The organism is Paraburkholderia sp. CNPSo 3272 (assembly GCF_024206495.1).
In the GTDB taxonomy this organism is placed as follows: Bacteria; Pseudomonadota; Gammaproteobacteria; order Burkholderiales; family Burkholderiaceae; genus Paraburkholderia.
Map to the genome: position 1 here is coordinate 41,472 of NZ_JAMBPQ010000047.1, position 12,904 is coordinate 54,375.

Genomic DNA, 12,904 nt, shown 5'->3' on the forward strand with positions numbered 1-12,904 from the left:
AGTGGAACTGACACAGGCATCTTTGCGGAAGACCTTCCGATTACTTACGCAGACCCAGCTTCTCGATCAGCGCGCGGTAACGGTCAGCGTCCTTGCCCTTCAGGTAGTCGAGCAGCTTGCGGCGGCGGCTCACCATGCGCAGCAGACCGCGGCGGCTGTGGTGATCCTTCGCGTGCGACTTGAAGTGCGAGGTCAGTTCGTTGATACGCGACGTCAGGAGCGCAACCTGAACTTCGGGCGAACCCGTGTCATTGGTGCCGCGCGCGAATTGCGCGACGACGTCGGACTTCTTGATATCTGCTACGGACATTTTGCTTTTCCTTTAAAACAAACGAGCGGTCACGGAAGAAAGGCCGTGCCGTGGCTTGGTTCTGACTGCGTGATTGTCTTGCCGCAGGTTCGCGACAAGGGGCGTATTGTAGCACAGCCCCGATTTGCCGCGACACCGCTTGTAAGGTAGGCCGTCAAGGCCGTTTCAGCTGGCAGACAGTGGCGGGCACGGTCTTCTCCGCGGGCAGCGCCAGCACCGTGCGAAAGCCATAGCCGGAACCCTCGTTGTCGTTGCGCACGCCGGGCGTGGCCTGCTTGTCCATCTCCATGACGTAAAGGGGCTGGATTACCTGATGGTCGTCGGCGCGCATCCACATGGGGTGGAAGCCATTGTCGAAGCGCAAGCCCTCCAGCGCCCTGGCGACCGCCGCGGGGTCGGCCGTGCCCGCCTTCGTCATGGCCTGGGCGAGCATCTCCACCATCATCGACATGCGCAGCACCGGGTAGTCGTCCTTCGCCGCCGGATAGCGCGCGCGGAACGCCTTGTACCACGCGTCCGAGGCCGCGCCGCCCACGTTCGGATGCCACTCGGCTACCGCGATCACGCGCTTCACGCCCGCGTCGCCCAGCGCCGCCGGCGCGCCGAGGCTGTTGCCGTAGAAGGTGTAGAACTTCGCGTCGAGGCCCTGCTCGCGCGCGGCCTTTACCAGCAGCGTGAGGTCGTTGCCCCAGTTTCCCGTAATGACGGCGTCGGCGCCCGCGGCGCGAATCTTGGCGATATACGGCGCGAAGTCTTTCACGCGGCCAATGGGGTGAAATTCGTCGCCAACGATGGCGACGTCCGGACGATCCTTCGCCAGCGCCGCGCGCGCGAGCGTGCTGACGTCGTGACCGAAGCTGTAGTCCTGGTTGAGCAGATAGACCTTCTTCACCGACTTGTCCGCCGCGATCACGTCCGCGAGCGCGTCCATGCGCATGCCCGCGTGCGCGTCGAAGCGGAAATGCCAGAAGCTGCAATTCGCGTTTGTGAGCGCGGGGTCATCGGCGGAATAGTTGAGGAAGAGCTCGCGGTTCTGCGGATCGCGCGTGGCCTGGCGATCGACCGCCGACTCGAGCGCCGCCGCCACTGCCGAGCTGTTGCCCTGCATGACATAGCCGATGTGGCGGTCCTGCGCCATGCGCAGCTGCACGAGCGCCGCCTCGGGGCTGCCCTTGCTGTCGAGCGTCACCAGTTCGAGCGGATGCGCCCCGTCACGCAGCACGACGCCGCCGCGCGCATTGACGCGCTCCACGCCCAAGCGCAAATTGCGCTCGACGGCCGCGCCCGCGTCGGCGAAGGGGCCGGACATGCCTTCGATGAGCGCGAGCTGGATCGGCTTACCGGTCGGCGCCTCATCCGCCTGTGCGCCGGTTGCGGCCCTAAGGCCTGCCGCCAGCGCCGTCATGGCGACCATGATCGCCGCCGCACGCGTCATGCGTGCCGTCATGCGCTTTACTCTCATTGTTTGATGCCAGCCCGATTGTCATTCGAAGCGCGGATCATAGGCTGCGAGGCGGGGCCACGGCAAGGCCGATTCTCCGCGTGCGCGCACAGGCCCGCCCCGCGAGCGCCGCCCGCCGTGTCAAAATAAGGGTTCCAGATTCACGGCGGTCACTGAAACCTTGCCATCGGGGGACATCATGTTCACGCGCCTATCCACTTCGCTCGCCACGCCTTTGCGCCTCGCTTCGCGCCGCTTGCGTCTCGGGCTGCTCGGGCTGCTCGCGAGCGTGGGCGCACTCGCGCTCGCCGGCTGCGCCCAGCCGTGGCAGCAATTCCATGCTGGCGACGACGCGCAGTCCGTGATCGCGCGCTTCGGCCCGCCGGCCGAAACCTACGACCTGCCCGACGGCGGCAAGCGCCTGATGTGGCCGACCCAACCGATGGGCGAAACCACCACCGCCGCCGACATCGACGCGAGCGGCAAGGTCGTGAACCTGCGCCAGGTGCTGCAGCCCAACGAGTTCTATCGCGCGGAAATCGGCAAATGGACGCGCAGCGACGTGCTCGTGAACTTCGGCCGCCCGGTCGAAACCTCCTACTTCCCGCTGATGAAGAAGGAAGCGTGGACCTACCGCTACCTCGAAGACAACGTCTGGTACATGCTCTACAGCTTCTACTTCGACGACCAGGGCATTCTGCGGCTCACGCAGAAGACACCCGATCCGCTGCACGATCCGGATCGCCGCAGCCTGTTCTGATTGATTTGGCCGCAGAGGCCCCGGCGCCGCAAAAAACAAAACCCCCGCGCTCTTGCGAGCCGGGGGTTTTTCATTGGCTGTGCGATGCGAGGCAAGATGCCTCGCCACCACTCACACCGCTTCGGAGCGCTGCGGATTGACCTTATCGCCCGAGTAGAGCTTGTTGAGCGCCGAGATATACGCCTTCGCCGAAGCGGCGACGATATCAGGATCGGTGCCCACGCCATTGACGATGCGGCCGGCCTTCGAGAGACGCACCGTCACTTCGCCCTGCGCCTGGGTGCCCGTCGTGATCGCGTTCACCGAGTACAGCAAAAGCTCCGAGCCGCTGCCCACTTCGGTTTCGATCGCGTTGAGCGTGGCGTCCACCGGGCCGTTGCCCGCGGCTTCGCCGGTCACTTCCTTGCCGTCGGCCGAGAACACGACGCGTGCGTGCGGACGCTCACCCGTCTCCGAATGCTGCGCGAGCGAGATGAACTTGAAGTGCTCCTGATCCTGAGCCTGCGCCGACTCTTCCGTGACGATCGCGATGATGTCTTCGTCGAAGATTTCGGACTTGCGGTCGGCCAGTTCCTTGAAGCGCGCGAACGCATTGTTCAGTTCGCCTTCGCTGTCGAGCTGGATGCCCAGTTCCTGCAGACGCTGCTTGAACGCGTTGCGGCCCGAGAGCTTGCCGAGCACGATCTTGTTCGCGCTCCAGCCCACGTCTTCCGCGCGCATGATCTCGTAGGTGTCGCGCGCCTTGAGCACGCCGTCCTGGTGGATGCCCGAAGCGTGCGCGAAGGCGTTGGCGCCGACCACGGCCTTGTTCGGCTGCACCACGAAACCGGTGATCTGTGAAACGAGCTTCGAAGCCGGCACGATCTGCGTGGTGTCGATGCCGAGATCCAGACCGAAGTAGTCCTTGCGGGTCTTCACGGCCATCACGATTTCTTCGAGCGAGGTGTTGCCCGCGCGCTCGCCCAGACCGTTGATCGTGCACTCGACCTGGCGCGCGCCGCCGATCTGCACGCCGGCCAGCGAATTCGCCACGGCCATGCCGAGGTCGTTGTGACAGTGCACCGAGAACACAGCCTTGTCCGAGTTCGGAATGCGCTCGCGCAGCGTCTTCACGAGGTTGCCGTACAGCTCGGGAACGCCGTAGCCGACCGTATCGGCGATATTGATCGTGGTCGCGCCTTCGTTGATGACGGCTTCGAGCACGCGGCACAGGAAGTCCATGTCCGAGCGGCTGCCGTCTTCGGGCGAGAACTCCACGTCGTTCGTGAACTTGCGCGCAAAGCGCACCGCGAGCTTTGCCTGCTCGAGCACCTGCTCCGGCGACATGCGCAGCTTCTTCTCCATGTGCAGCGCCGAGGTTGCGATGAACGTATGGATGCGGAAGTGGTCGGCGGGCTTGAGCGCGTCGGCGGCGCGCTGGATGTCCTTGTCGTTCGCGCGGGCGAGCGAGCAGATCGTGCTGTCCTTCACCATGCCGGCGATCGTGTGGATCGCGTCGAAGTCGCCGTTGGAGCTGGCCGCGAAGCCGGCTTCGATGATGTCGACCTTCATGCGCTCGAGCTGCTTCGCGATGCGGATTTTCTCTTCCTTCGTCATCGACGCGCCGGGCGACTGCTCGCCGTCACGCAACGTCGTATCGAAGATGATGAGCTTGTCTGCTGCCATTTCGGGTCTCCAGGGGGACTTGTTCAGTGTCTAAAACGGATTTTGGGTGTTCGCGCCACCGATGGCGACGCTGACAATGAACGAGGCTTACGGAGGGCGAGCGAGATCAGCGCGGCAGGCGCGCTAGCGCTAGCGTGCTTAGTCGCGCGCCGGCTTGAAGGGAGAAGAGGGGGAACTGGATGGTGTCCATGCCGCCGACTATAGCCGGAATCCGCCGATAGCGCAATTGGAAGAGACCAGCCCGGGCAACCAGCGTGGGCGCGCACCAAGAGAAAAAGGGCCGCGCTCGCGCGCAGCCCCCTTTGCAGCACTCCCGTACCCGCGCCCTACCGCTCGCGCGGCGACGAACGCGCCGGGTTCGAGCGTCCGCGCACGGCCTGGTAGGCCCAGAACACGTAGCCCGAGAGGCCGTAGAGCACGAACAGGCCGAACAGCATCAGCGGCGGATCGGACGAAACCAGCACGAACGCCACCACCACGAGCAGCGTGGCCGCGAACGGCACGCGATGGCGCACGTCGAGCGCCTTGCCGCTGTAGAACGGCGCGTTGGACACCATCGTCACGCCCGCGTAGATCGTCAGCACGAAGGCCACCCACGGCAGCCACGAGAGCTTCAGGGGCACGCGGTTGTCGGTGGCGAGCCAGACGAAGCCGGCAATGAGCGCTGCCGCAGCCGGGCTCGGCAGGCCCTGGAAGAAGCGCTTGTCCACCACGCCGATGTTCGTGTTGAAGCGCGCAAGACGCAGCGCCGCGCCCGAACAGTAGACGAATGCCGCGAGCCAGCCCCAGCGCCCGAGATCCTTGAGCACCCACTCGTACATCACGAGCGCGGGCGCCACGCCGAACGACACCATGTCCGAAAGGCTGTCGAACTGCTCGCCGAACGCGCTTTGCGAGTGCGTCATGCGCGCCACGCGCCCGTCCATGCCGTCGAGCACCATCGCCACGAAAATGGCGATGGCCGCCACCTCGAAACGCACGTTCATGGCCTGCACGACCGCGAAGAAGCCGCAGAAGAGCGCCGCCGTGGTGAACGCGTTGGGCAGCAGGTAGATGCCGCGCTTCTTCAGGAACTCCTGGCGCGCCGCGCGCCGGTTCGCGGCGACGCCCATGGGCTCCTGCACGGCCTTGTTGCGCCGGAACGGCCGCGGCAGCGGAGCGCCGCCAGGGTTACGGGGTCGACGCTGTTTGAATCCGGCCATCGCAGCCCTCCTTTATGCCGATTGGGTCGGCAGTTCGGCGAGGATCGTCGACGAGGCGGAGACCTTCTCGCCAATCGACACACGCGGGCGGCTGCCCACCGGCAGGTACACGTCGACGCGCGAGCCGAAACGGATAAAGCCGTAGCGCTGGCCACGCGACAGCGGCTCGCCGGCACGCACGTAGCAGAGAATGCGGCGCGCGATGAGGCCCGCGATCTGCACCGAGGTGACGGTCGTGCCGTCGGCCATCGTCAGAACCACCGCATTGCGCTCGTTCTCGGTCGAAGCCTTGTCGATGGCGGCGTTCAGGTACGCGCCCGGGAAGTACTCGACCTTGGCGACGGCGCCGTCCACGGGCGAACGCTGCGAGTGCACGTTGAAAACGTTCATGAACACGCTGATCTTGAGCGCTTCACGGTTTGCATACGGGTCGTGCGCGGTTTCCACGGCGACGATGCGGCCGTCCGCCGGGCACAGCACGGCGTTGGCCTGGCTCGGGATCGGGCGCGGCGGATCGCGGAAAAACTGAACGACGAAGATCAGGATCAGCCAGAAGGGCCATGCGAGTCCGAAGCCTGCGACCGCATGGATCAAGAGCGCCACGACGGCCGCAATGGCGATGAACGGCCAGCCTTCGCGCGCGATGATCGGATGAGGGTAATTCATGGTGGCTTCGCTGTTATTTTGAAAACCGTAGGATAGCAAAAGCCGCCCAGGGTTCATCCCACCCGGGCGGCTTTTTCGGGTCCGACTCAGGTCAAACTGATGAGTGACGGCAAAAAACCGTTCACGCAATCAGATTGATACCGTCCGTCAGGTTAGTTCTTCGACTGGTCGACGAGCTTGTTCGCGGCGATCCACGGCATCATCGCGCGCAGCTTCGCACCGACCACTTCGATCTGGTGCTCGGCGCCGAGACGGCGGCGCGATTGCAGCGTCGGTGCGCCGGCCTTGTTTTCCAGGATGAAGCTCTTGGCGTATTCGCCGGTCTGGATGTCCTTCAGGACTTCCTTCATGACCTTCTTCGTCTCGGCCGTGATGACGCGCGGGCCCGTCACGTACTCGCCGTACTCGGCGTTGTTCGAGATCGAGTAGTTCATGTTGGCGATGCCGCCTTCATAGATCAGGTCGACGATCAGCTTCAGTTCATGCAGGCACTCGAAGTAGGCCATTTCGGGCGCGTAGCCCGCTTCGACCAGCGTTTCGAAGCCAGCCTTGATCAGGTCGACCGTACCGCCGCACAGCACGGCTTGTTCGCCGAACAGGTCGGTTTCGGTTTCTTCGCGGAAGTTCGTTTCGATGATGCCGGCACGGCCGCCGCCGTTCGCTGCTGCGTACGACAGGGCGATGTCACGTGCCGCGCCCGACTTGTCCTGGTGGACAGCGATCAGGTGGGGAACGCCGCCGCCTTGCGAGTACGTGCCGCGAACCGTGTGGCCCGGCGCCTTCGGGGCGATCATGATGACGTCCAGATCCGCGCGCGGAATCACCTGGCCGTAGTGCACGTTGAAGCCGTGGGCGAACGCGAGCGCTGCGCCGTTCTTGATGTTCGCGTGGACTTCCTTCGCGTAGACATCGGCGATCTGCTCGTCGGGCAGGAGCATCATGACGACGTCGGCGTTCTTCACCGCTTCGGCCACTTCCTTGACCTGCAGGCCGGCGTTCTCAGCCTTGCTCCACGATGCGCCGTTCTTGCGCAGACCGACCGTGACGTTCACGCCGCTGTCCTTCAGGTTCAGCGCGTGTGCGTGGCCTTGCGAGCCGTAACCGATGATCGTGACCTGCTTGCCCTTGATGAGGGAGAGATCGGCGTCCTTGTCGTAGAAAACTTTCATGTTGGTTCCTTGGCGAGAGTCTGGTGAATATCGGTACTGCTATTAGCTTTTGCTGCACCGGATGCGGTTAAGGACGCATCCGGTCAGGTTCCGGTGCAAGATCGACTGTGGTCGGGTCACACCTTCAGAATGCGCTCTCCGCGCCCAATGCCCGAGCCGCCAGTACGGACGGTTTCGAGAATCGCGGTCGCATCGATCGCTTCGATGAACGCGTCGAGCTTGTCGCTCGCGCCCGTCAGTTCGATCGTGTAGGTCTTTTCGGTGACGTCGATGATGCGGCCGCGGAAGATATCCGCCATCCGCTTCATCTCCTCACGTTCCTTGCCGACCGCCCTTACCTTGATCAGCATCAGCTCGCGCTCGATGTGGGCGCCCTCGGTAAGGTCGACCACTTTCACCACCTCGATCAGGCGGTTCAGATGCTTCGTGATCTGTTCGATCACGTCGTCCGAGCCAATGGAAACGATGGTCATGCGCGACAGCGAACGGTCTTCGGTCGGCGCCACCGTCAAGGTTTCAATGTTGTAGCCGCGTGCCGAGAAGAGGCCGACCACGCGCGAGAGCGCGCCCGGCTCGTTTTCCAGCAGAACGGAAATAATGTGTCTCATGATGTGATCCGCGATTTATCCAGTTAGCGTGGTTGCCGCCCTTCCCCGCGAACCCGCGCGCCCGTTGTGTGGACGCGCGCCGCGCGAGGTCGGAACGGCGCCGTGCAAATACCGTTACAGGTCTTCCGAACCAAGCAGCATCTCGGTGATGCCCTTGCCGGCCTGTACCATCGGCCAGACGTTTTCGGAAGGGTCGGTCTGGAAATCGAGGAACACCGTGCGGTCCTTCAAACGCAGCGCTTCCTTGAGCGCCGGCTCGACGTCCGCCGTCTTTTCGATCCGCATGCCGACGTGGCCGTACGCTTCGGCGAGCTTCACGAAGTCAGGCAGCGCATCCATATAGGAATGCGAATAGCGCTTGCTGTATTCGATCTGCTGCCACTGGCGGACCATGCCGAGGTAGCGGTTGTTCAGCGAAATGATCTTCACGGGCGTGTCGTACTGCTTGCAGGTCGACAGCTCCTGGATGCACATCTGGATCGAGCCTTCGCCCGTGATGCAAAGCACGTCGTCGTCCGGATGCGCCATCTTCACGCCCATTGCAGCCGGCAGGCCGAAGCCCATCGTGCCGAGGCCGCCCGAGTTGATCCAGCGGCGCGGCTGGTTGAAGCGGTAGAACTGCGCGGCCCACATCTGGTGCTGGCCCACGTCCGAGCACACGAACGCGTTGCCGCCCGTGAGCTCCCACGCCTTCTCCACCACGTACTGCGGCTTGATGATCTCGCTCGAACGGTCGAACTTAAGGCAGTTCTTCTCGCGCCAGCCTTCGATGTCCTTCCACCAGTCGGCGAGTGCGGCCGTATCCGGGCCGTGTTCGGCGTGCTGAAGCTGCTCGATGAGCTCCTTGAGCACTTCCTTCACGTCGCCGACGATGGGGATATCGACCTTCACGCGCTTCGAAATGGACGACGGATCGATGTCGATGTGGATGATCTTGCGCGGACGCGAGGCGAAGTGCGCCGGGTCGCCGATCACACGGTCATCGAAGCGCGCACCGATCGCGATCAGCACGTCGCAGTGCTGCATCGCCATGTTGGCTTCGTAGGTGCCGTGCATGCCGAGCATGCCGAGGAACTTGCGGTCGCTCGCGCGGTAGCCGCCCAGACCCATCAGCGTGTTCGTGACCGGGTAGCCGAGCAGGTCCGCGAACTGGTTCAGTTCGCGCGACGCATCCGCGAGGATGATGCCGCCGCCGGTGTAGATGTACGGACGCTTTGCCGAGAGGAGCAGCGACACCGCCTTGCGGATCTGCCCCGAGTGGCCCTTGGTGACCGGGTTGTACGAACGCAGCGTAACGTTTTTGATCGGTTCATACGTGCACGGCGTCTTCGACACGTCCTTCGGAATGTCGATCAGCACGGGGCCGGGACGGCCGGTGCGCGCAATGTAGAAAGCTTTTTTGACGGTGGCGGCGAGGTCGCGCACGTCCTTCACGAGGAAGTTGTGCTTCACGCAGGGACGCGTGATGCCGACCGTGTCGCACTCCTGGAAGGCGTCTTGACCAATCGCGGCGGTAGGCACCTGGCCGCTGATGATCACCATCGGGATCGAGTCCATATAGGCCGTCGCGATGCCCGTCACCGCATTGGTGACGCCAGGCCCCGAGGTCACGAGACACACCCCGACGTTGCCGGTCGAGCGCGCATACGCGTCGGCCGCGTGCACGGCTGCCTGTTCGTGGCGTACGAGAACGTGCTGAATCTTGTCCTGCTTGTACAGCTCGTCGTAAATGTAAAGCACCGAGCCGCCGGGATAGCCCCAGATGAATTCGACCTGCTCGTCTGCGAGCGCCTTCATCAGCACGGTTCCGCCGATGGAGGTATTGGCTTGAGGGTCAGATTCTTGCGAAGGGGGGACCGACGTGGAGAATTCCGCGCTGGGCATGTTCATCATTGACCTTTCGAATTTTCGGCAAAAAATTGATCGGGTGCTCTCTGCCGGGCTTGTGGCTCGGGTTCAAGCGGCGCGTCCAGTTGACAGATGAGCTTCTTGGGCCACATCCGAATTGAGACAAGTCACTTATGTTGCGAACCGTCGAAGATAGCGGCTCGATGCTTATCGGTCAAGCAATTATTGAGAAAGCGGGCACGCGCGTTGCGACAGCGCGCACGCCTCGCGGCGCCCGCCACGGGCCGGGAAGACAGCCATCAGGGCCGGCGCATCCATGATGCGAAGCATTCTCAGGCCTTTCCACTACCCTGTTGGCGCGAAAATTTGCTAGGATCCGCGAGTTTTACGACATTTTTCGAACGATAACGCGTACGCTGGCGGCGGCGCCCTGCAACGGATGGCATCAGACAAGGAACTCGCCGACTTTCTGGCTGGCGTCGAAAGACGCGCGTTCAAGCAGACGGTCTACGCCGTAAGGGACGACGACGCCTCGCTCGACATCGTGCAGGACGCGATGATCAAGCTCGCGGAAAAATACGGAGACCGCCCGGCCGCAGAACTCCCCCTGCTCTTTCAGCGTATTTTGCAAAATACGATGCACGACTATTTTCGTCGGCAGAAAGTACGCAATACGTGGGTGAGTCTGTTTTCGTCGCTCGGCAACGCAGACGACGAGGATTTCGACCCCCTGGAGACCTTCGAGGCCGAGCAGGGCACGGCTGGCGCCGAAAGCAGCGAGCAGCAGATCGAGCGCGCGCAAGTGCTCCAGATGATCGACGACGAGATCCAGAAATTACCGGCACGTCAACGGGAGGCGTTTCTGATGCGTTACTGGGAGGATATGGATGTCGCCGAGACTGCCGCCGCAATGGGCTGCTCCGAAGGCAGCGTGAAAACGCACTGCTCGCGGGCCACCCACACGCTGGCTCAGGCGCTCAAGGCCAAAGGAATTACCCTATGAGCTCCGCCTTCGAAAATAAAGAACTGGCGTTCGTGCGGGAAATGCGTCGTGCGCTCGACGAGAGCGCCGCCAACCTGCCCGCCGCTACCACCGCCCGACTCGCCGCCGCACGCAAGACCGCACTCGCCCAGAAAAAGGCCGAAGTCGTGCTCGTGCGCGCCCCGGCGCTCGCCGCGGCCGGCGTCGGCAGTCTGTCCGGCGCGCCCGCGCACCAGCCCGCGCGGCGCCGTTCGGCGCTCGCGCGCTTCGCGCTCGCCTGGCCGCTCGCGGCACTCGTGGCGGGCCTCTTTGCCATCGCGTACTTCGAAGATCAGCAACGCACCGCTGAACTCGCCGATATCGACGCGGCCATGCTGAGCGACGACCTGCCGCTCACGGCCTACCTGGATCACGGGTTCAACGCGTATCTGACGCGCGCGCACTAGGGAAATCTGAGCAGGAGACTAACGGGGTGAGTTACAAGCGCGGCCTGGCCGTTGTCATTGGATGTGTGGTCGCGGCAGTCGTGTCGTATGTGGCGACCTACCCGCGCTTTCATCCCGAGCCCACTGGTGAAAACACCGCTGGCGCGCCCGCGCAGGTGAAAGCGCCCGCGGTCGATAATTCGGTCACGACCACGTTCGCGCCGTTGCCGGGCCAGTCCAATCCGCTCGCGTGGGCGCGTCTGAGCGACGCGCAGCACGCCGCGCTCGCGCCGTTCGCCGTCGAATGGGACCGTTTCAGCGACGAACGCAAGCGCAAATGGCTGAAGATCGCCGCCCGTTACCCGAAAATGTCCCCTGACGCCCAGAAGCGTCTGCATGAGCGGATGGCGGAATGGGTCAGCATGACGCCGGAGCAGCGGCGTGTCGCCCGCGAAAACTACCAGGTTTCCAAGGAATTGCCGCCGCAGGCGCGCCAGCGCGCCTGGAAGGCCTACCTGCAACTCCCCGAAGAGCAGAAAGAGCGCCTTGCGGCGAGCGAGCACAAGCGCCGGCCCACCGTCGTGAGCGCCCCGCCCAGCGGCAACAAGAGCGAGATTCGCGATATCCAGCGCCTCGTCAACGAGCGCGATCACCGCGGCCTGCCGCACGCGCCCGCAGGCGTCACCGGGGCATCGGGCGCGGCTGGCGCGAGCAGCACGGGTTCGGGTCTCGCGCCTACAGCGCCTGGCGCGCCGAGCGAGCCGGCAGTGGCTTCGTCGTTTGCGGCGGGCATTCCCGCCGCCGACAGCTTCGTGCCCGCCACGCCCATTCCTGTCTCGCCCGCCGAAGCACCCGCAGCGTTCAAGGGTTCCTGAAGCCACCACCGGGCGCTCGCGGCACCCTCGCATGTACAGTCTGCGCCCTCGTTAACCCCGCCGCCGCGTTGCAGTCGTTTCGCCGCGCGCGTGTTCGAGGTTATGCTTGGGACGTCCCGTCCCCGAACTGACGCCATCGTGTCCGAAAGCGCCCAAGCCGCCGCCCTGCCGTCCGCCGCCGTCTTCCCGGTTGAACCTGCGCCCGTTTCGATTCGCCGCCGCCTCGCCGCGTTCGTCTACGAAAGCGTGCTGCTATTCGGCGTCGTCTTCGCCGCCGGCCTCGCGTTCAGCCTCGCCCTCCAGCAGCGCAATGGCTACACGCATCACAACGCGATGGCGGTCTGGATCATCTTCGTGGCTGGCGCATATTTCGTCTGCCTCTGGCACAAGGGCGGGCAGACGCTGCCGATGAAGACCTGGCGCCTCCGTGTGGTCGGCCCGGACGGCAAGCCGCCCACGCTCGCGCGCGCGACGCTGCGATACCTCGCCGCCTGGCTCTGGTTCCTGCCGCCTCTCGTGCTGCATCCGCTGCTCGATTTGTCGATTCCGCACACGCTTGCGCTCGTTGCCTGCTGGTTCGTGATCTGGGCCGCGAGCGCGCGCCTCTCCCACGACCGCCAGTTCCTTCACGACCGCCTTGCGGGCACGCGCATTGTCGCAATCGCGCCACAAGGCGCGAAGCCGTAGCACGCGCACGACATCCCCGTCGGGCCGGAAAAGCGGCTGCACGGGACCCCTGGGACTGCGTAACGAGACCTTCTCGTGACTGTCATGTTGCCGTCACGGCGGCATGGCGCAATGCGCGTATTACAACCTGCCGCGCGCGCCATGGCCCAAAAGACGTCAGCGACCACCCTGTTCCGGCAGACCACCGGACGAGGCACCGACTCCGCCACGTTCCACCCATCTCCCGGCGGAGCCACCTTTCCCGTCCCGCCCCTGCCGCCCTCGTC

The 12,904-nt window shown here is 64.2% G+C and carries 13 protein-coding genes; 5 read left to right on the forward strand and 8 right to left on the reverse strand.

Annotated features, from left to right (window positions below):
• Positions 1-40: 40 nt before the first annotated feature.
• Both rpsO and M3I53_RS33185 read right to left on the reverse strand, forming a co-directional pair.
• Positions 41-310 carry a 30S ribosomal protein S15 gene (rpsO, locus tag M3I53_RS33180; RefSeq protein WP_042271770.1) on the reverse strand — a complete coding sequence of 90 codons (270 nt, stop codon included), beginning with the start codon at positions 308-310 and terminating at the stop codon, positions 41-43.
• Positions 311-464: 154 nt separating this feature from the next.
• On the reverse strand, positions 465-1,715 hold the full coding sequence (locus M3I53_RS33185) for a branched-chain amino acid ABC transporter substrate-binding protein (RefSeq protein ID WP_375542619.1): 1,251 nt from the start codon (positions 1,713-1,715) through the stop codon (positions 465-467).
• Positions 1,716-1,950: 235 nt separating this feature from the next.
• Between M3I53_RS33185 and M3I53_RS33190 the strand changes: the two genes are divergently transcribed.
• The gene (locus M3I53_RS33190; protein ID WP_254320025.1) at positions 1,951-2,511 is read left to right on the forward strand and encodes a hypothetical protein; all 561 of its coding nucleotides are present in this window, start codon (positions 1,951-1,953) and stop codon (positions 2,509-2,511) included.
• 111 nt (positions 2,512-2,622) lie between these two features.
• On the opposite strand, the gene M3I53_RS33195 is transcribed toward M3I53_RS33190, so the two are convergent.
• The 6 genes from M3I53_RS33195 to M3I53_RS33220 form a co-directional block, all read right to left on the reverse strand.
• On the reverse strand, positions 2,623-4,176 hold the full coding sequence (locus tag M3I53_RS33195) for a 2-isopropylmalate synthase (RefSeq protein WP_254320026.1): 1,554 nt from the start codon (positions 4,174-4,176) through the stop codon (positions 2,623-2,625).
• Between the two features lie 326 nt (positions 4,177-4,502).
• On the reverse strand, positions 4,503-5,378 hold the full coding sequence (gene pssA / locus M3I53_RS33200) for a CDP-diacylglycerol--serine O-phosphatidyltransferase (protein ID WP_254320027.1): 876 nt from the start codon (positions 5,376-5,378) through the stop codon (positions 4,503-4,505).
• Positions 5,379-5,390: 12 nt separating this feature from the next.
• Positions 5,391-6,044, reverse strand: coding sequence for a phosphatidylserine decarboxylase (locus tag M3I53_RS33205; protein ID WP_028205688.1), 654 nt, complete (start codon positions 6,042-6,044; stop codon positions 5,391-5,393).
• A gap of 152 nt (positions 6,045-6,196) precedes the next feature.
• A complete protein-coding gene (gene ilvC, locus M3I53_RS33210; protein WP_028205689.1) occupies positions 6,197-7,213 on the reverse strand; it encodes a ketol-acid reductoisomerase in 1,017 nt (338 codons plus the stop codon).
• Between the two features lie 116 nt (positions 7,214-7,329).
• Positions 7,330-7,821: an acetolactate synthase small subunit gene (ilvN, locus tag M3I53_RS33215; RefSeq protein ID WP_027795483.1), complete on the reverse strand. Its 492-nt coding sequence runs from the start codon at positions 7,819-7,821 to the stop codon at positions 7,330-7,332.
• A gap of 114 nt (positions 7,822-7,935) precedes the next feature.
• Positions 7,936-9,711 carry an acetolactate synthase 3 catalytic subunit gene (locus tag M3I53_RS33220; protein ID WP_254320033.1) on the reverse strand — a complete coding sequence of 592 codons (1,776 nt, stop codon included), beginning with the start codon at positions 9,709-9,711 and terminating at the stop codon, positions 7,936-7,938.
• A 397-nt stretch (positions 9,712-10,108) separates the two neighbouring features.
• Here M3I53_RS33220 and M3I53_RS33225 point away from each other — a divergent pair, with 397 nt between their 5' ends.
• The 4 genes from M3I53_RS33225 to M3I53_RS33240 all read left to right on the forward strand — a co-directional run bounded on the left by M3I53_RS33225 (position 10,109) and on the right by M3I53_RS33240 (position 12,638).
• Positions 10,109-10,672 carry an RNA polymerase sigma factor gene (locus M3I53_RS33225; RefSeq protein WP_254320028.1) on the forward strand — a complete coding sequence of 188 codons (564 nt, stop codon included), beginning with the start codon at positions 10,109-10,111 and terminating at the stop codon, positions 10,670-10,672.
• Positions 10,669-11,097, forward strand: coding sequence for a DUF3619 family protein (locus tag M3I53_RS33230; protein ID WP_254320029.1), 429 nt, complete (start codon positions 10,669-10,671; stop codon positions 11,095-11,097). Before M3I53_RS33225 ends, M3I53_RS33230 begins: the two co-directional genes overlap by 4 nt.
• A gap of 26 nt (positions 11,098-11,123) precedes the next feature.
• Entirely contained in the window at positions 11,124-11,951 is an 828-nt protein-coding gene (locus M3I53_RS33235; protein ID WP_254320030.1) for a DUF3106 domain-containing protein, read from the forward strand.
• Positions 11,952-12,053: 102 nt separating this feature from the next.
• Complete coding sequence (locus tag M3I53_RS33240) at positions 12,054-12,638, forward strand: RDD family protein (RefSeq protein WP_254320031.1); 585 nt, start codon at positions 12,054-12,056, stop codon at positions 12,636-12,638.
• Positions 12,639-12,904: the final 266 nt, after the last annotated feature.